Source organism: Caulobacter sp. GW821-FHT10A06, from assembly GCF_059415805.1.
In genome coordinates this window covers 306,561-323,402 of record NZ_JBWKNY010000006.1, presented here as the reverse complement: position 1 = coordinate 323,402, position 16,842 = coordinate 306,561, and the positions used below count along the sequence as shown (strand labels likewise).

At 68.8% G+C, this 16,842-nt stretch carries 19 protein-coding genes; 9 read left to right on the top strand and 10 right to left on the bottom strand.

Translation table 11 applies throughout. The features are described from left to right. The first annotated feature begins 16 nt into the window (after positions 1-16). Positions 17-760, top strand: a complete 744-nt coding sequence (locus tag AC07NF_RS19590) for a tRNA1(Val) (adenine(37)-N6)-methyltransferase (protein WP_494630109.1) — start codon at positions 17-19, stop codon at positions 758-760. A 679-nt stretch (positions 761-1,439) separates the two neighbouring features. Here AC07NF_RS19590 and AC07NF_RS19585 read toward each other — a convergent pair. Beyond that, complete coding sequence (locus AC07NF_RS19585; RefSeq protein ID WP_492816618.1) at positions 1,440-2,000, bottom strand: nucleoside 2-deoxyribosyltransferase; 561 nt, start codon at positions 1,998-2,000, stop codon at positions 1,440-1,442. 53 nt (positions 2,001-2,053) lie between these two features. Between AC07NF_RS19585 and AC07NF_RS19580 the strand changes: the two genes are divergently transcribed. Next, entirely contained in the window at positions 2,054-2,851 is a 798-nt protein-coding gene (locus AC07NF_RS19580; protein ID WP_494630106.1) for a CAP domain-containing protein, read from the top strand. A gap of 112 nt (positions 2,852-2,963) precedes the next feature. On the opposite strand, the gene AC07NF_RS19575 is transcribed toward AC07NF_RS19580, so the two are convergent. From AC07NF_RS19575 to ilvC, 4 genes are all read right to left on the bottom strand, one after another. After that, complete coding sequence (locus AC07NF_RS19575) at positions 2,964-3,545, bottom strand: YceI family protein (protein ID WP_494630103.1); 582 nt, start codon at positions 3,543-3,545, stop codon at positions 2,964-2,966. 109 nt (positions 3,546-3,654) lie between these two features. After that, positions 3,655-4,131, bottom strand: coding sequence for an SRPBCC family protein (locus AC07NF_RS19570; RefSeq protein WP_494630102.1), 477 nt, complete (start codon positions 4,129-4,131; stop codon positions 3,655-3,657). Further along, complete coding sequence (locus AC07NF_RS19565) at positions 4,115-4,474, bottom strand: ArsR/SmtB family transcription factor (RefSeq protein WP_494630098.1); 360 nt, start codon at positions 4,472-4,474, stop codon at positions 4,115-4,117. The genes AC07NF_RS19570 and AC07NF_RS19565 overlap by 17 nt, the downstream gene beginning before the upstream one ends. A gap of 103 nt (positions 4,475-4,577) precedes the next feature. Beyond that, entirely contained in the window at positions 4,578-5,639 is a 1,062-nt protein-coding gene (gene ilvC / locus AC07NF_RS19560; protein ID WP_492816626.1) for a ketol-acid reductoisomerase, read from the bottom strand. Positions 5,640-5,764: 125 nt separating this feature from the next. Between ilvC and AC07NF_RS19555 the strand changes: the two genes are divergently transcribed. Further along, positions 5,765-6,700 (top strand): NADPH-dependent FMN reductase family protein, encoded by a 936-nt coding sequence (locus AC07NF_RS19555; RefSeq protein WP_492816628.1) that lies wholly within the window; start codon positions 5,765-5,767, stop codon positions 6,698-6,700. Here AC07NF_RS19555 and AC07NF_RS19550 read toward each other — a convergent pair. The 3 genes from AC07NF_RS19550 to AC07NF_RS19540 form a co-directional block, all read right to left on the bottom strand. Beyond that, positions 6,697-7,089 (bottom strand): VOC family protein, encoded by a 393-nt coding sequence (locus tag AC07NF_RS19550; protein ID WP_494630094.1) that lies wholly within the window; start codon positions 7,087-7,089, stop codon positions 6,697-6,699. The genes AC07NF_RS19555 and AC07NF_RS19550 overlap by 4 nt on opposite strands. A gap of 35 nt (positions 7,090-7,124) precedes the next feature. Then, positions 7,125-7,514 (bottom strand): DoxX family protein, encoded by a 390-nt coding sequence (locus AC07NF_RS19545; protein WP_494630092.1) that lies wholly within the window; start codon positions 7,512-7,514, stop codon positions 7,125-7,127. 121 nt (positions 7,515-7,635) lie between these two features. Beyond that, a complete protein-coding gene (locus tag AC07NF_RS19540; RefSeq protein WP_494630089.1) occupies positions 7,636-8,613 on the bottom strand; it encodes an RcnB family protein in 978 nt (325 codons plus the stop codon). Between the two features lie 109 nt (positions 8,614-8,722). On the opposite strand from AC07NF_RS19540, the gene AC07NF_RS19535 reads away from it, so the two are divergent. From AC07NF_RS19535 to AC07NF_RS19520, 4 genes are all read left to right on the top strand, one after another. Continuing rightward, positions 8,723-9,283: a DUF924 family protein gene (locus AC07NF_RS19535; protein WP_494630087.1), complete on the top strand. Its 561-nt coding sequence runs from the start codon at positions 8,723-8,725 to the stop codon at positions 9,281-9,283. Positions 9,284-9,318: 35 nt separating this feature from the next. Next, the gene (locus AC07NF_RS19530) at positions 9,319-10,266 is read left to right on the top strand and encodes a CsgG/HfaB family protein (protein WP_494630085.1); all 948 of its coding nucleotides are present in this window, start codon (positions 9,319-9,321) and stop codon (positions 10,264-10,266) included. A 201-nt stretch (positions 10,267-10,467) separates the two neighbouring features. Continuing rightward, positions 10,468-11,307, top strand: coding sequence for a thymidylate synthase (locus AC07NF_RS19525; protein ID WP_494630082.1), 840 nt, complete (start codon positions 10,468-10,470; stop codon positions 11,305-11,307). Continuing rightward, positions 11,304-11,813, top strand: a complete 510-nt coding sequence (locus AC07NF_RS19520; protein WP_494630080.1) for a dihydrofolate reductase — start codon at positions 11,304-11,306, stop codon at positions 11,811-11,813. The genes AC07NF_RS19525 and AC07NF_RS19520 overlap by 4 nt, the downstream gene beginning before the upstream one ends. A gap of 18 nt (positions 11,814-11,831) precedes the next feature. Here AC07NF_RS19520 and AC07NF_RS19515 read toward each other — a convergent pair whose 3' ends face one another. Continuing rightward, complete coding sequence (locus AC07NF_RS19515) at positions 11,832-12,314, bottom strand: hypothetical protein (protein WP_494630078.1); 483 nt, start codon at positions 12,312-12,314, stop codon at positions 11,832-11,834. 177 nt (positions 12,315-12,491) lie between these two features. On the opposite strand from AC07NF_RS19515, the gene AC07NF_RS19510 reads away from it, so the two are divergent. Continuing rightward, positions 12,492-14,573 (top strand): hybrid sensor histidine kinase/response regulator, encoded by a 2,082-nt coding sequence (locus tag AC07NF_RS19510; RefSeq protein ID WP_494630076.1) that lies wholly within the window; start codon positions 12,492-12,494, stop codon positions 14,571-14,573. On the opposite strand, the gene AC07NF_RS19505 is transcribed toward AC07NF_RS19510, so the two are convergent. Beyond that, positions 14,555-15,574: a hypothetical protein gene (locus AC07NF_RS19505; RefSeq protein WP_494630072.1), complete on the bottom strand. Its 1,020-nt coding sequence runs from the start codon at positions 15,572-15,574 to the stop codon at positions 14,555-14,557. The genes AC07NF_RS19510 and AC07NF_RS19505 overlap by 19 nt on opposite strands. 351 nt (positions 15,575-15,925) lie before the next feature. Between AC07NF_RS19505 and AC07NF_RS19500 the strand changes: the two genes are divergently transcribed. Continuing rightward, positions 15,926-16,837, top strand: a complete 912-nt coding sequence (locus AC07NF_RS19500) for an SMP-30/gluconolactonase/LRE family protein (RefSeq protein ID WP_494630071.1) — start codon at positions 15,926-15,928, stop codon at positions 16,835-16,837. Positions 16,838-16,842: the final 5 nt, after the last annotated feature.

The following is a 16,842-nucleotide window of genomic DNA, read 5'->3' as shown; positions in this document are numbered from 1 at the left end:
CAAGGCCTAGAAAGCATTGGACGATACGGGCGTTACCGAGGATCGGGTTCTGGGAGGTCGTGTACGGCTGCGCCAGAGGCTGGACGGCTACCGGGCCGGCATGGACGCGGCCCTGCTGGCGGCGGCCTGCGACGCCCTGCCCGGCCAGCGTGTGATCGAGGCCGGCTGCGGCGTCGGCGGCGCCCTGCTAGCCGCCGCGACTCGCCGGCCGGGGGCGATCTTCCAGGGCGTGGAGCGTGATTCCGTTGCCGCGAGCCTGGCCGCCGAGAACGCCACGCTGAACGGGCTCCAGGACCGAGTCGCCATCGTGGAGGGCGATATCGAGGCCGGTTTCCGGGCTTTGGGCCTACCAGTGTTCGACGCGGTAATGAGCAATCCTCCGTTCTTCGACGATCCACAGGCCCTGCGCGCGCCCACCCCGGCCAAGAGCGGCGCCTGGATGGCCGACGGGGGCCTGGCCGCCTGGACCGGCTTCTGCCTGAAGGCCGTGCGCGAGGGCGGGACGATCACCATCATCCACCGCGCCGACCGACTGGCCGACATCCTCGACGCCCTGGGGCCCAAGGCCGGCTCGTTCCGCATCCGCCCCGTGGCGCCATTCGCCGACGCCCCGGCCAAGCGGGTGATTGTGCGGGCCATCAAGACCGGCAAGGCGCCGCTCGTCCTGCTGCCGCCGCTGGTCCTGCACGATCGCGAGGGCGGCAAGCACTCGGCGGAGGCCGAAGCGATTCTGCGCGGGGAAGCGGCGCTGGACTGGTAATGCACGCCGGACATGTGGGCGCTGCTTCATGCGGCGTGGCCGCTGAAGGTGTGAAAGGGACTGCGGAGCGCCGGGCGTCGCCCGGAGTGTGAGTTTGTAAGTACCGTTTCGGCGAGGGCCGTACGCTCCGCGCAGCCGTTATCCGGTGAGCCCGCGAGGCGCGGGGTTTTAACCCGCTCCCACGAGAGGCCCCCGACGGGCGGAGGGATTGGCTCCCCTCCGGAATGCAAAGGCGATTTCAGCCCCTGCCTGTTGCGTTCGCCAAGCCTTCGCCGCCAGGGCTTCGTCCCGATGTTTCAGGGAGCCTGCCGCTGGATCCGCCGCGAAGACGCCTTCCCGAAAGAAGACCGGCAAGCGCTACCCGCTCGACCACACCCGACAGCCGTCACGATCGCCGGCCGGACGTCCCTTCCGCGCTATCGGGTGAGGAAGAGTATGGGGCGGGGCTGAACGCGGATCATTCAGGGGCGCGTAAAATCGACAAGCGATTGATTTTGCTGTCTTCAATCTTACGAACGCCGAGGATAGAGCACGTCGTATCCCCCTTCTCCCCTTGCGGGAGAAGGTGTCGGCGAAGCCGACGGATGAGGGGTTGAAAGGCCTGTCCGGATAGCGGACGCAACCCCTCACCCGACCGCCTTCGGCGGCCACCCTCTCCCGCAAGGGGAGAGGGAAAACCCTACTCCGCGTACAGCGCCAGGGCCTGCAAACACAGCTCCAGCCCGGTCAAATCCCGCAGCGGGTCCTCGGTGACGATCACGAACAGCCGCCGGGCCTCGCCCCACAGCATGACCGTCTCGGGCAGGCCGTAGTCCTCGATCACGCAGCCGTCGCCGTCGCGCCAGATGTGGTTCTCGTCCAGGGTCGCGCCCAGGATGGCGTCGACGCGGGCCACGTACTCGACCTGCAGCTCGCTGGTGATGTTCACATAGGCGAAGGTCGGCTTGCCCAGCCCGGCCAGCACCCCGGCCTCGAACACCGCGCCGGTGTCGGCGCTGGGGCCGCGGAAGGGCGTCAGATTGATCACCGCCGCGTCGGCCTGGCGCAATTGCGCCATGCGGCCGGCGTAGAACTGCCGGGCTTCCAGCTCGTCGCTGCCCTCGCCCGGCGCCATGCGAGTCTGGATCAGGGGCTCGAGGCCGGCGTCCAGGCACAGGGCCCGCTGACGCGCCGCCTGGGCTTCGGAATCGGGGAGCCAGACCTCGGGGCCGGCCAGCCATAGGGAACGGACAGGGCGCATGCGTCTTAGGTCTGGTTCCTGACGGCGACTGTCAATGACTTGTCGGAGAGCGAATGAGGCCTATCGCGCGAAGAACTTTCTGGGCTGGTGGCCTTTTCCTCGCCGCGACGCCGGTTCTGGCCGCCCCGCCGCAGCCCTGGATGGCCTATGAGCGCCGTCTGCGCGGCCTGCTGGACGATCCGCCCAGCGGCGACTTCGATCCCGACTTCGAAGAGACCCTGCTGGACCTCAACAACCTGTTTCGCCGCCGCGAAGGCCCCGCCCCGCTGGCCTTCGACGCCGGCCTGACCCGCGCCGCCCGCGCCCATGCCGCCGACATGGCCGTCACCGGCGTCTTCGACCACGTCACGCGAGAGGGCTATTCCGCCGCCGGCCGCGTCGGCCTGCTGGCCCGCGACCTGGTCGGCGCGCCGGGCGAAAACATCGCCATGCGCCTCAACGCCGCCGGCGCGGTGCGGCCCGACCAGATCATGAACCAGTGGCGCACCAGCCCCGGCCACCGCGCCAACCTGCTGCAGCCGGGCTTCACCCATGTCGGCTACGGCGTGCTGCGCCAGGGGCCGCGCGTCATCGCCGTCGGGGCCTATGCCGAGGTCGCCGCCCGCCTGCCCGGCCCCGCCCCGCTGCGCATCCGATCCGCCGACGAGATCGCCCGCGCCCTGACCAACGCCGCTCCGACCATCCGCCAGTTCTCGGTCTCCGAGCCCGGCGGCGAGGTGCTGACCACGACCTATGTCGAAGGCCGCCCGCCCAGCGTGCTGCCGCCCGGCGCCTGGCAGCTGCGCCCGCACCTGTCGTCAGGGGAGCACCGCTACCAGGTGGCCTGGGGGCCGGTGTTTGTGTTGGGGTGATCCAAAGCTGTCATCCCGGGCGTAGCGCAGCGAAGACCCGGGACCGCAGCAAACTCAGAGCTTCCGGCGGTCCCGGCTCGGCGCGCTTCGCGCTTGGCCGGGATGACAGTTTTTATTGTGCGACCGCCAGGGTCTCGATGCGGATGTTGACCGCGTCGCCGATCACCCCGGCCGCGCCGGCGCTGCCGAAGGCCTTGCGGCTGATCTGGCCAGTGATGGTGAAGCCGGCCTGTTTCTTCTGGTTGTTGGGCGCCGTGCCGATCTTGTTCAGCTTGACGTCCAGCACGGCCGGCTGGGTCACGCCCATGATGGTCAGGTCGCCGGTGACCTTGGCGGTCGTGTCGCCGGTCTTTTCGACCTTGGTCGACTTGAAGGTCATGGTCGGGCTTTTGGCGGCGTTCAGCCAGCGCTCGCCCTTGATGTGCTCGTCGCGGGTCGGGTTGGCGGTCAGCAGGCTGTCGACGGTCACCGTGGCCTCGACGCGCGACTTCTCGGGCGCGGCCTCGTCCAGCCAGATCGTGCCTTCCGACTTGGCGAAGATGCCGATGATCGAGGTGAAGCCGAAGCGGTCGATCGTGAAGGTGGTCTCGGTGTGGGCCGGGTCCAGGCCGTAGGCGACCTCGGCGGCGAAGGCTGGCGCGGCGGCGGTCGAGACGGCGGCGGTGGCGATCAGGGCGGCGAGCAGGCGTTTCATGGAGGTCTCCCCTGTCCCCAAGCGGGACCGGCGCGAACCTTTCCGCGAGCGGCCAGTCCGCGCAAGCCGGAAACGAAGCCCTCGGCAGCGACCGAGGGCTTCGCGTCCCTTAGGCGGCCAGTTCAGGCAGCAGCGCGTCCAGCTGCTCGAACTGTTCGGGCAGGCCGGCGGCCGAGCCGGTGATGGCCTCGTCGCAGGCTTCCCGGGTGGGATAGAGCTCGCTGAAGGTCAGCAGGGTCTGGCCGCCCTGGTCGGCGAAGGTGACCGTGGTCACGGTGATCTCGCCGGCCTCTTCGTTGGTCCAGACGATCTTCGAGGGCGGCGTCACCTCGATATATTTGCCGAAGAAGGCCATGGAATTGGCCGCGTCGTGGCCGAACTCCAGGCGATAGCCGCCGCCGGTGCGGACATCCATCTCGCAGGCCCGCAGCGGCACGCCGATCGATTTCGGCACCCACCAGCGCTGGAACAGCTCCGGCTGGCTCCAGGCCTCGAACACGATGCGCGCCGGGCCGTCGAAGACGCGGGTCACGACCAGCTCCAGGTCGGACTTGCGCTCGACCACCGTCTTATTCTTTGCCGACATTCTGAGCTTCCCTCTGTTTCAATTCCTCGACGATCTCGTCCAGCGCGTCGAAACGCAGGTCCCAGCGGCGGCGGTAGCGTTCGATCCACGCCGCCTCGTCCTCCAGGCCGCCCATGCCGAGCCGGCAGGTGCGCACGCGCCCGACCTTTTCGGTCACCACCAGGCCGGCCTGTTCCAGCACGCTGACGTGCTTCTTCATGCCCGTGAGGGTCATCTGGAACCGCTCGGCCAGGTCGGTGATCGAGGCCTCGCGACGTCCCAGCTGCTCCAGGACGCCACGACGGGTGGCGTCCGACAGGGCGGCGAAGGAGGCGTCGAGGCGGGCGGCCGATTGCTGAACCATGTGGTTCAGTATGCATTCGTACCGAGGCCGCGCAAGGCCCAAAACGAAAAGCCCCCGGCCTTTGGGGGCCGGGGGCTCAGCGGGATTACTCTGGTACTGAAGCTTAGTTCTTGGCTTGGTCGACCAGCTTGTTCTTGGCGATCCAGGGCATCATGTCGCGCAGGCGACCGCCGACTTCCTCGATCTGGTGCTCGGCCGCGCGGCGACGCGTGGCCTTGAACGAGGGCTGGCCCACTTGGTTTTCCAGCATGAAGTCACGGACGAACTTGCCCGACTGGATGTCTTCCAGAACGCGCTTCATCTCGGCCTTGGTTTCCGGCGTGATGATGCGCGGACCGGTGACGTACTCGCCGTACTCGGCCGTGTTGCTGATCGAGTAGTTCATGTTGGCGATGCCGCCTTCGTACATGAGGTCGACGATCAGCTTCAGCTCGTGCAGGCACTCAAAGTAAGCCATTTCCGGCGCGTAGCCGGCTTCCACCAGCACTTCGAAGCCGGCGCGGACCAGCTCGACGGTGCCGCCGCACAGGACGGCCTGTTCGCCGAACAGGTCGGTCTCGCACTCTTCGCGGAAGTTGGTCTCGATGATGCCCGAGCGACCGCCGCCGATGGCGCTGGCGTAGGCCAGGCCGAGGTCGAGGGCGTTGCCGGTGGCGTTGTGGTGCACCGCGATCAGGCAGGGCACGCCGCCGCCCTTCTGGTACTCGCCGCGCACGGTGTGACCCGGGCCCTTCGGCGCGACCATCAGGACGTCGATGGTGTCCTTCGGCTCGATCAGGCCGAAGTGGACGTTCAGGCCGTGGGCGAACAGCAGGGCCGCGCCGTCACGGATGTTGGGGGCGATGTCGTTCTTGTAGATCGCGGCCTGATGCTCGTCCGGCGCCAGGATCATGATCAGGTCGGCCCAGGCGGCGGCTTCGGCCACCGTCATGACCTGCAGGCCTTCGCCTTGCGCCTTCTTGGCGGTCGGCGAACCGGCGCGCAGCGCCACGGCTACGTTCTTGATGCCCGAGTCCCGAAGGTTGAGAGCGTGCGCATGACCTTGCGAACCATAGCCTACGATCGCGATCTTCTTGTCCAAGATGCGGGCGATGTCGGCGTCGCGGTCGTAGTAGACGCGCATGTTTTTTCTCCAGGACTGGTCAATCAGGGCCGCTCGACGCAACGGTAGAGCGACAAAGGCCGGGCGTTTGAGCGTTTTTTTGCCGTTTCGTCAAGGCGAAGCCGAAAGAACGTCGAAATGCCAGGAGCCTTCCGGCCACGTTTTAGGCGCTCGTGCGTTCGTACGCCATGCCGACACCCGAAAAGGACGGCCACGAGCCGCCCAAAGCCGCCATTCGCCCGACCGAACACCGCCCGCTGAGGGTGCTGTTGATCGCCGGTTCGCAGCGCCGCCACAACAGCTGCCCGGGCCTGGATTCCAAGGCCCGCGCCCTGATGCTGCGCATGGCCGCGCGCATGCCGCCGGGCTGGCAGGTCGACACCGAGGACCTGGGCAACCAGCACGGCAAGCCCAAGATCCAGGCCTGCAACGCCTGCGTCAGCTCGTCGATGGCGCTGTGTGTCTATCCCTGCAACTGCTACGGCCCGCGCTCGACCAACCAGCCGGACCTGATGTGGGACCTGGACCTCTATGGACGCCTGGCCCGCGCCGACGCCTGGGCGCTGATCGGGCCCACCAACTGGTACGGGCCGACGACCAACTTCAAGCTGATGTTCGACCGCCTGGTCTGCGCGGCCGGCGGCAATCCCCGCCCCGACCTGATCGACAAGAAGGACACCCTGAAGGCCCAGGCGCTTGAGCGCTCGCCCGAGTGGCAGCAGCTGACCAGGAACCACCTGGAGGGCCGCTCGGCCGGCTTCTTCACCTATTGCGACGGCGGGGCCAACGAACTGGGCAAGGACGGCCGGCCCACCCTGGTGCGGGACAAGGAGTGGTTCGATCCGGCCGAGGAGCCCTATGCGGACGAGCGCCTGGCCTATCAGGGCCTGGTCTGGCAGTGCCGCTACAGCGGGATCGAGGTCCCCGACGAGCTGTGGGTGGCGGGCGTCTTCGGCGAGGGCGTGCCCTATGCCGACGACCAGATCGAGGACGCCATGGCCGACGCCAAGGCGCTGAAACCCTTCGACGCCTGGGCCAGCGCCTTCATCCGGCATGTCGAGAAGAAGGGCGTGGTGGCGACCAAGGACGACGAGCGGGCGGCGCTGTCGACGACGAACGTCTAACCGCGCAGCTCCAACCCGTTGCCGTCGGGGTCCTTCAGATAGATCGACACCGACAGGCCCGAGGCGCCGTGGCGTTCACCCTCGTCGCCCAGTTCGACGCCCTTGGCGACCAGCTCGGCCTTGACCGTCTCCAGGTCGAAGCCTTCGATGGCGATGCAGAAGTGGTCCAGGTTGCGGCCTTCCACGCCCGGCGCGGCCCCGCCTTGCTGGCCCAGGACGCCGTCGATCTCGACCAGGTCGATCAGCGACGACCCGGCCCGCAGCTGCGTCATGCCGATCCTGTCCTGCCGACGCTCCAGCGCGCAGCCGATGACGTCCATATAGAACGTCTCGGCGACGGCGCGGTCGCGCACTCTCAGCACCACGTGGTCGATCCCGGCCGGCTTCATGCGTTGCTCCCTCGTTCGCGTCGATATAGGCGCGGTCAGGCGCGGCGGAAGGGAAACTGAGCCCGCAGGGCCGGGTCGCGCAGCCACAGGCCGCCCCACATGAACAGGCCCAGATAGAGCGAGAACAGCTCGTGGCTGAACAGCGGGTTTTCGACCCGCACCTGGGTGGCCATGGCCCCGCCCAGCAGGCCCGTCATGAGCACCGCGCCCAGCAGTGACGTGCGCGGGAAGAGATAGAGCGCCAGGAAGGCCAGCTCCATCAGGCCGATCATCAGGACGTAGTCGGCCTTCCAGCCCAGGGCGACCATGGTCTGCGCCGCCACGGGCATGCCCAGCAGCTTGGGCGCGATCGACGCGCCCAGCATGAAGAGGGCGAAAAGGCCGGTCAGCACGCGGCCGGTCCACACCATGGGGGAAGCTTTCATCGGATCTCTCTCCATCCGGCGGCACATCCGCCTTTGGACCGAGGACGGCGCAGCTGCGCCGGAGCCGACATCGCGATGAAAGAAAAACGGGCGGGCCTCGAAAGAGACCCGCCCGCCGCGCTTACCAGAAGAGGTCGTAGTAGACGCTCAGGACCTGGCCGCTCCAGACGTCGACCAGGATGGCGTCGTCGCCGACCCGCACCCACTCGCAGCCGATCGGCGGCAGCGGCAGGCCGTACGCGCCCCAGTTCAGATAGTACGAGCTGCCGTACCAGCCGCCCGGCAGATAGTCGCCGAACGACCAGCTGCGCACGTACCAGCCGCGCGGATAACGATAGGCCGGAGCGCGGTAGCGTTGGCTCGAGCGGAAGCTCGGGCGGTAGTGGTTGCGGTCGTACTGCGGACGACCCCGGTCGCGATCGCGGTACTGGCCTTGGCCCGGACGACGGTCGTTCCGGTCCCAACCGCCGCGATTGTCGTTGCGGTCGTTGCGATCCCAGCCACCGGGACGGTTGTCGTTCCGGTCGTTGCGGTCCCAGCCGCCGGGACGGTTGTCGTTGCCGCGATCCGGACGGTTGTCGTTGCCGCGACCGGGACCACGATCGTCGCCACGGTTCCAGCCGCCCGGGCGGTTGTCGTTGCGATTCCAGCCGCTGCCGCCGTTGTTCTGCGGCTGGGTCGGCTGAGTCTGGGGCTGCTGCGGTTGCGGCTGTTGCTGCGGACGCTCGCCGCGGTTCCAGTCCGGACGGCCGCCGCGATCGCCGCGGTTGTCGCCCCGATCACCTCGGTTCTCGCCGCGGTTCCAGCCGCCGCCGTTGTTCTGCTGCTGTTGAGGCTGAGGCTGGGCCTGGACCTGCGGACGTTCGCCGCCGCCCCGGTTCCAACCGCCGCCGCCGCGATCACCGCCACGGTCGCCACCGCCGCGATCACCGCGTTCAACCCGGCCGCCGCCGTCCCCGCGATCGCCGCGCGGGCCGCCGTCGCGCTGTTCGCGCTGCGCCAGCTGTTGTTGAGCGACCACCGCCCCGGCGGCGCCGGCCTCCGCCGCCGCACCGCCCAGCAAGGAAAGCAGCATGGCGGTCGTGATCAGACGTTTCATTTCGTGCTCCGAAGGGCCTTGAAGCAAAGCCCGGGCTTGTCCCTTGATAGCACTCTCGGACTCGCCCGATGAACCGGGCTTGAACAGACAGAACGCGTGAGGGCCTTCGATGAGCGCGCACTACAACGATGTCGTCGCTTTCTGGCGTGGAGCGGGGCCCAAGAAGTGGTTCGCCAAGGACTCCGCCTTCGACCAGGCCATCATCCTGAAGTTCGAACAGACCCACTACCGCGCCACCATGCGCCGCTACGACAGCTGGGCGCAGACGGCGCTGGGCTCGCTGGCCTTGCTGATCCTGCTGGACCAGTTCCCGCGCAACATGTTCCGCAACACCCCGCACGCCTTCGCCAGCGACCCGCTGGCGCGGATGTTCGCCCGCGAGGCCATCGCCGCCGGCCACGACACCGACCCGGCCATCGAGGCGGACCTGCGGCCGTTCTTCTACCTGCCGTTCGAGCACTCGGAGTCGCTGATCGATCAGGAGTTCAGTGTCGAGCTGTTCGCCGCCCTCCAGGCCGACACCGGCGACGAGGAGTCGATGAAGTACGCCATCATCCACCGCGACATCATCGCCCGGTTTGGTCGCTTCCCCCATCGGAATCCGGGTCTTGGTCGCATAACCACCGACGCCGAGCGCGAATTCCTCGACGAAGGCGGCTTCGCTGGATAGCCGCCCTCCCTGCAAAATTCGCAGGGAAAAGATCCATGAAAACGCTCAACCGGGTGCTGGCGACCAGCATCGCGCTCGTCGTCCTGACGCCCCACGCCGCCTTCGCCCAGGCCAAGCCCAGCAAGGCGCAGAAGATGCAGGTCCAGGCCTCGTCGGAAGTGCCGCATTGCACGCGCAAGATGGGCACGCTGTCGATCGTCGACGGCGATGATCCGCGCGGCTGGACCCAGTACAGCCTGGCCTCGCCGCAGAAGGTGCTGCGGGCCATCGTCCAGCGCTCGGGCTGCTTCAACCTGGTCGACCGGGGCGCGGGGCTCGGCGCGGCCGAGAAGGAGCGCGCGATCGGCGGCAACCTTGGCCTGCAACGCGGCTCCAATGTCGGCCAGGGCCAGGTCAAGGCCGCCGACTACGTGCTGGTGGCCGAGGTCCAGGGCGGCGACTCCAACAGCAGCGGCGCGGCGGCCGGCATCGCCGGGGCTCTGATCGGCGGCCGGGCCGGCGCGCTGATCGGCGGCATCAAGACCAAGAAGGTCGAGGCCAACACCCAGCTGTCGCTGACCAATGTCCGCACCACCGAGACCATGTCGGTGCAGGAAGGCTACGCCGTGAAGAACGACGTCAGCTGGGGCGCGGGCGGCGGAAGCCTGGGCTGGGGCGGCGTCGTGGGCGGCGGCTACGAGGACACCGACATCGGCCGCATCGTCACCCTGGCCTTCATCAACGCCTATTCGAAGATGGTCACGGACCTGGGCGTCCTGGGCGACGCGCCGGCGGCCGCCGCTGCGCCGCAGAAGACCTTCACGACCCTGCGCGAAACCAACCTGCGCGCCGCCCCCGCCGCCAACGGCAAGCTGGTCCGCACGCTGGATCCGGGCATGAACGTCTATCCGACCGGGAACAAGCAGGACGCCTGGTGGGAAGTGGCCGACGAGAACGACAATGTCGGCTGGGTGCTGAACACGGCGCTGGCGCCGAGCAAGTGAAATGCCCAGACCCTCCCCCTAGCGGGGGAGGTGTCGGCGCGTAGCGACGACGGAGGGGGAAGAGGCAAGGCGTCAAGCACTTCCCCCTCCGGCCCTTCGGGCCGCCTCCCCCGCTAGGGGGAGGATAAGTGAGCGCCCGCCTGTGGACGCTTCCCCGCGCCGCAGTGTTCAACGCCGCGATTCGCGCCCAAACTGCCCACCATGACCACCGCCGTCCTCGCCCCCGCCAAAGCCGCCGCCGATCATCCCGAGCGGCAGTACCTGGCCCTGCTCGCCGACATCCTCGAGAACGGCGTGCAGCGTGGCGACCGCACGGGCACAGGCACCCTCGGCGTATTCGGCCGGCAGATCCGCTTTGATCTGGCCAAGGGTTTCCCGGTCCTGACGACCAAGAAGCTGCACCTGCGCTCGATCTTCATCGAGCTGCTGTGGTTCCTGAAGGGCGACACCAACATCGCCTATCTCAAGGACAACGGCGTGCGCATCTGGGACGAGTGGGCCGACGAGAACGGCGACCTGGGTCCCGTCTACGGCAAGCAATGGCGCTCGTGGGCCACGCCCGACGGCCGCGTGATCGACCAGATCAGCAATCTCGTCGAGAACCTGAAGACCAATCCCAACAGCCGCCGCCACATCGTCACGGCCTGGAACCCGGCCGATGTCGACGACATGGCCCTGCCGCCCTGCCACTGCCTGTTCCAGTTCTTCGTGGCCGACGGGAAACTGTCCTGCCAGCTCTACCAGCGCAGCGCCGACGTCTTCCTGGGCGTGCCGTTCAACATCGCGTCCTACGCCCTGCTGACCCTGATGGTCGCCAAGGTCGTGGGCCTGGAGCCGGGCGAGTTCGTCCACACCTTCGGCGACGCGCACCTCTATCTGAACCACCTGGACCAGGCCCGCGAGCAGCTGACCCGCGAGCCCTTCGACTTCCCGACGCTGAAGATCGCTGACAAGCGCGACCTGTTCGCCTTCGACTACGAGGACTTCACGCTGGAAGGCTACCAGGCCCACCCGCACATCAAGGCCGAGGTCTCGGTTTGATCGGTCTCTCGATCGTCGTCGCCCGCGCGGCCAACGGCGTGATCGGTCGTGACGGCGACCTGCCGTGGCGGCTGAAGTCGGACCTGGCGCTGTTCAAGGCCAACACCCTGGGCAAGCCCATCATCATGGGCCGCAAGACCTGGGACAGCCTGCCCCGCAAGCCCCTGCCCGGCCGGACCAATATCGTGCTGTCGCGCGACCAGAGCTTCGAGCCCCAGAACGCGGTGGCCTGCGAGACCTGGATGGAAGCCGTCGAGATCGCCAAGGAGCAGGCCTCCGACGACGGGGCCGACGAGGTCTGCGTGATCGGCGGCCGGGCGCTGTTCGAGCTGGCCCTGCCCAAGGCCAAGCGGCTGTACCTGACCGAGGTCGCCGCGCAGGTCGACGGCGACGTCCACTTCCCCGACTTCGACGAGAGCGCCTGGACCGAGGTCCGGCGCGAGGAACACCCGGCCGGCGAAGGCGACGACCACGCCTTCACCTTCCGGGTTCTGGAGCGACGCTGAGGCGTCAGCTCTGCCTGGTTACGACTTCCAGGGCCACTTGATCCCACGCTTGCGTGGGGCCGGGCGCTCCTGAGGCGCCGGAGCGGCTTCGGGCGCCGAGACCTGAGGATTCTTCTCCAGATTGGCCAGCTTGCGGGTCTTCAGGGGCTTGCCCGTGCAGGCCTGGAAGACGACCTCGACCTCACCACCCTTGCCGACCTGCGGCATGGCGTATTTGGCCGGGCCGATCCGCTGGGCGGTGACCGTGGTGTCGCCCTTATCGGTCTTGCCCCAGGCGATCCGCACATGGCTGGCGGTGTCGCCAAAGCGCTTCTGAAGGTCACGGTCGAAGGTCTTGTGGACCGCCGCGTCGACGACCGGCTGCCACTGCTCGGTCTTCATCGCCGGGCAGCTGGGACGCGTCGGCATCGCCGCGGTCTTGGACCACGGCATGGCGGGCACGGCCGCGCAGCCCGTCAGCATCAAACCCGCCGCCGCGACCGCCATCACAGATACCCGCATACTCAAGAATCCCTTGTCCGTATTTCGCCCCACGCTCACCGCGAAATCGTGGCGGGCGCAAGGCCTGACGCGCGCTGACCCGCGCCAATTTGACGCTGCCGCGATTAACCGACGGCAGTCGCCTGCGCGCGCATTCTGGCCTTCCCAGTGTGGGTGGCCCAATACGGGTGAACAGACGTGAAGCGTAGCACCGAGCCTCTTCTACAGGACGGCCAGACCCTGAGGATCGCGGGCCTGCTCGCGGCCTTCGTGGGGTCGATGGCCTACAGCCTGTTCCTGGCCGGCGCGACCAAGAACCTGCCGTCGATCTGGACCGCCAACGCCGTGCTGATCGCCGGCCTGCTGACCCTGACGGGCCGGGCGCGCTGGATCCTGCTGATCCTGGCCGCCTTGGCCGACGTCGCCGTCGAGCTGGTCGCCGGAGTCGACGTATCGTTCATCCTGGTCGTCGCGCCGCAGGATATCCTGCAGGTGGCGATCACGGCCTGGGGCCTGCACCGCCTGCGGCTGACCAACCACATGCGCAGCCCATGGGGCCTGGCGCGGATCACCGGCGTGGCCACGGTGTTCATCGTCGCCCTGTCGATGATCACCACCGCGACCCTGGCCGTCTCGCAAGGCCGCCCGGCCCTGGACGGCTGGGCCGACTGGATCATGCCCAACGTGCTGGGCCTGATCCTGGCCATGCCGACCACGATCATCCTGATGGACCGCCGCCACAAGCCGCTGTTCGCGGCCTCGGCCTGGCAACTGACGGTGCTGACCCTGCTGGTGGCCCTGACCGCCGTGGCGATCTTCACCTGGGAGCCGGCGCTGCAGGCCTTGCTGTTCGCCCCCGCCATGCTGGCCGTGTTCCGGGGCGGACCGCGCGCGGCGGCCATCGTCGTCATCGCCTCGCTGGCCGCCTCGATCCCGGCCGTGCTGCACCGGACGGGCGTGGACCCCGCCGTGGCGCTGTCGCCGCTGCGCCACGTGCTGATCTTCCACGCCATGCTGTTCGCCGTCTGCCTGATGGCCGCGATGATCCTGGAACGGCAGAAGCGCCTGCAGGCCCTGATGGCCCGCGGCCGCGACATCGCCCGCGCCGCCCAGGCCAGCGCCCAGGCCGCCAACAAGGCCAAGTCCGAGTTCCTGGCCACCATCAGCCACGAGATCCGCACCCCGCTGAACAGCATCCTGGGCTTCGCCGACCTGGTCGCCGACGATCCGGGCCTGTCGCCCGACAGCCGTCGCCGCGTCGACCTGATCGGCCGCTCGGGCCGCTCGCTGGTCGAGATCATCAACGACCTGCTGGACTTCTCGAAGCTGGAAGCCGGCCGGATGGAGCTGTCCCCCGAGCCGTTGTCGCCGGCCCTGGTGCTGCGCGACGCCATGGCCATCGCCGCCCCGGCGGCCGAGGCCAAGAGTCTGGACCTGCGGGTCGAGGTGGTGGGCGACGAAAGCGCCCTCTTCAGCCTGGACGAGACCCGCCTGCGCCAGGTGCTGCTGAACCTGGTTTCCAACGCCATCAAGTTCACCCGCGACGGCGCGGTCACCGCTCGCCTGGACCTGGCCGCCACGCCGGGCCGCGCGCGGTTCGAGGTCACCGACACCGGCATCGGCATCGCGCCCGAGGTGCAGGCGCGCCTGTTCCAGCGCTTCACCCAGGCCGACAGCTCGATCAGCCGGGGCTTTGGCGGCACGGGCCTGGGCCTGGCCATCAGCAAGGCGCTGGTCACCCGCATGGGCGGCGAGATCGGCGTCGAGAGCGCGCCGGGCCGCGGCTCATGCTTCTGGGTCGACCTGCCCGTCGAAACCGCGCAAGCCGCGCCCGTCGCCGATATCCCCCTGCCCGAGGCCAGCAACGCACGCGGCGCGCGGGTGCTGCTGGTCGACGACCATCCGGTCAATCGTGAGCTGGGCCATGCCCTGCTGGTCCTGGGCGGCCACGAGGTGGTCACCGCCGAGGGCGGGGCCGAGGCCGTCGCCCTGGCGCGCGACGAGGCCTTCGACCTGATCCTGATGGACGTCCACATGCCCGACATGGACGGCCTGGCCGCCACCCGCGCCATCCGCGCCATGGGCGGTCCCGCCAGCGAGACGTCGATCCTGGCGCTCAGCGCCGACGCCATGCCCGAGCAAGTCGCCCGCTGCCTGGCGGCCGGCATGGACGGCCACGTGGCCAAGCCGATCGTCCGGGACGCCCTGCTGGCGGCGGTGGCTCGCTTCACCGCCCAGCCGGTCGAAACCGTCCGGGCGGCTCAGCCGTCGGTGAAGTAGTCGGCGATCGCCGCGTCGACGGTTTCTAGCTCGAACTTCGGCGAGGCGGCGCGCTCCAGGGCCCGGCGGATCTGCCAGGCGCTGCGGCCCACATGCACGCCCATGCCGCGCAGCTCGGCGACGATGGCTTCGCGGGTAGCCTCGTCGACCGACTTGTTGTTCTCCAGCCGCGCCTGGTCCAGCCGCCAGCCGAAGAAGGCGTCGGGCGTCAGCTCGACCACCGCCCCCGGCGCGGGCAGCCACTCATAGATCGCGCTCTGCTGGTCGACGGCGTGGTCGACATAGTTGGCCAGGCAGTTGCGGTACCGACGGGCGGCGTCACGGATCGCGGCCACCGTCTCCAGCGGCCGCAGCTTCTCCGTGCCCGGATGGGGCGGCGGCGGCAGTTCGCGGCGGAAGTCCTCGGCGACCAGGGCAAACAGCGCCTTGGGCGTGGGCACGTGGCCCCAGGCCGCGATCCGCTGAGCCAGCAGGTCCGGCGTCAGGCGCTTGGTCAGCACCGCGTGGGCTTCGGCCAACAGCGCGGCCTGAGCCGGGGTGACGCGCAGGGCGACGCCACCAATCTCACGCAGGTCCTTGGGCAAGGCCGTCAGCGCGCGGACCAGGTCCGGCGTGATGGCTTCCGCGTGGCGCAGGGTCTTGGCCGGCGCGGGGTCGACCAGCAGATGGACCAGCGCGCGATAGTCCTCGGGCGCCCAGGCGATCTCGCCCAGGTGCTCCAGGGCCCGGCGCAGGCCCTCGGGGGCGACGTCCTCCAGCGCCAGGCGGATGGCCTTGCGCATCGGCAGGTCCATCAGGCGGGTGACGTCGATCGGAGGGCCACCGAGGGGTTCGGCGGCCAGCATCAGGCAGATCAGGTGTCGTCGCGCCGCCGTCGCGGTGACGAACGGCGCGTGGGGCGCAGGCCACAGGGCGGCCAACACCTCGGCATAGGGCGGCGCGATCAGGCGCAGCAGGGGCGAGGCGACCAGGGTCGAACTCGCGAGAGACTGGACGGTCATCTAAGAGCTCCGGCGGCGGCCGGAGCGGCCGCGGCTAGCGGTAGGTGCGCAGGGGGCGGGAAGCGGATCGGCGGCGGCGCGAATTCGACGGCGCGCGCCAACCCGCCTTCGGCGGTGCGTTGGTCTGTGCGGCGGCGAGTTTCATGCGGCGGATCGGCTCCCTGGAGCTGTGATGAGGGCGTGCTGATCCCACGATCGCCGACTCGGGGCAAGTCCCGCGAACACCGTTCTCGCACACGCGGCGCGGCTGTGGCCCGCGCGACACGGTTGGCCGAACGGAACCCTCGCCAGGTTCAAACAGGCGTTTATAGTCGTCTCCAGCGCCCAGCAGAGGCGCCAGGGAGAGACGCGATGGACATCCAGCTGGTCGCCGACGGCCTGCAATTCCCCGAAGGCCCCGTGGCCATGGCCGACGGCTCGGTGATCCTCACCGAGATCCAGGGCCAGCGCCTGACGCGGGTCTGGTCCGACGGCCGCAAGGAGACGGTCGCCGACACCGGCGGCGGCCCCAACGGCGCGGCGATCGGCCCGGACGGCGCGATCTATGTCACCAACAACGGCGGCAGCTTCGCCTTCTTCGAGGCCAATGGCCTGAACATCCCCGGCCCGACTCCGCCGAGCCATGAGGGCGGCTACATCCAGCGGGTGGACCTCAAGTCCGGCGCGATCACGACCCTCTACACCGAGTGCGACGGCAAGAAGCTCGTCGGCCCCAACGATCTCGTCTTCGACAAGCAGGGCGGGTTCTGGTTCACCGACCACGGCTGCTCGACGCCGGACGGCAAGAAGTACGGCGCGCTGTACTACGCCCTGCCCGATGGCTCGAAGATCGTCCGCTGGCGCGACCACTTCGTCTCGCCCAACGGCGTGGGCCTCTCGCCCGACGAAAAGACCGTCTACATGGCCGACACCGTGCTGGGACGGCTGTGGTCGTTCGAGGTCACGGCGCCGGGCGTGCTGGCCGATCCGCATCCGCTCATGCCGGGCAATGTGGTCTGCAACCTGCCGGGCTACCAGCTCCTGGACAGCCTGGCGGTCGAGGCCGGCGGCAAGGTCTGCGTGGCGACCATCATCAATGGCGGCATCACCGCTTTCGACCCGGACGGCACGACCGAGCACTACGCCTTCCCGGACGTGATCGTCACCAACATCTGCTTTGGCGGCGACGACATGCGCGACGCCTGGATCACGGCCTCGGGCACCGGCAAGCTCTACAAGGCCCGCTGGCCGCGTCCGGGCTTGAAGCTGAACTTCAACGCCTGAAATGA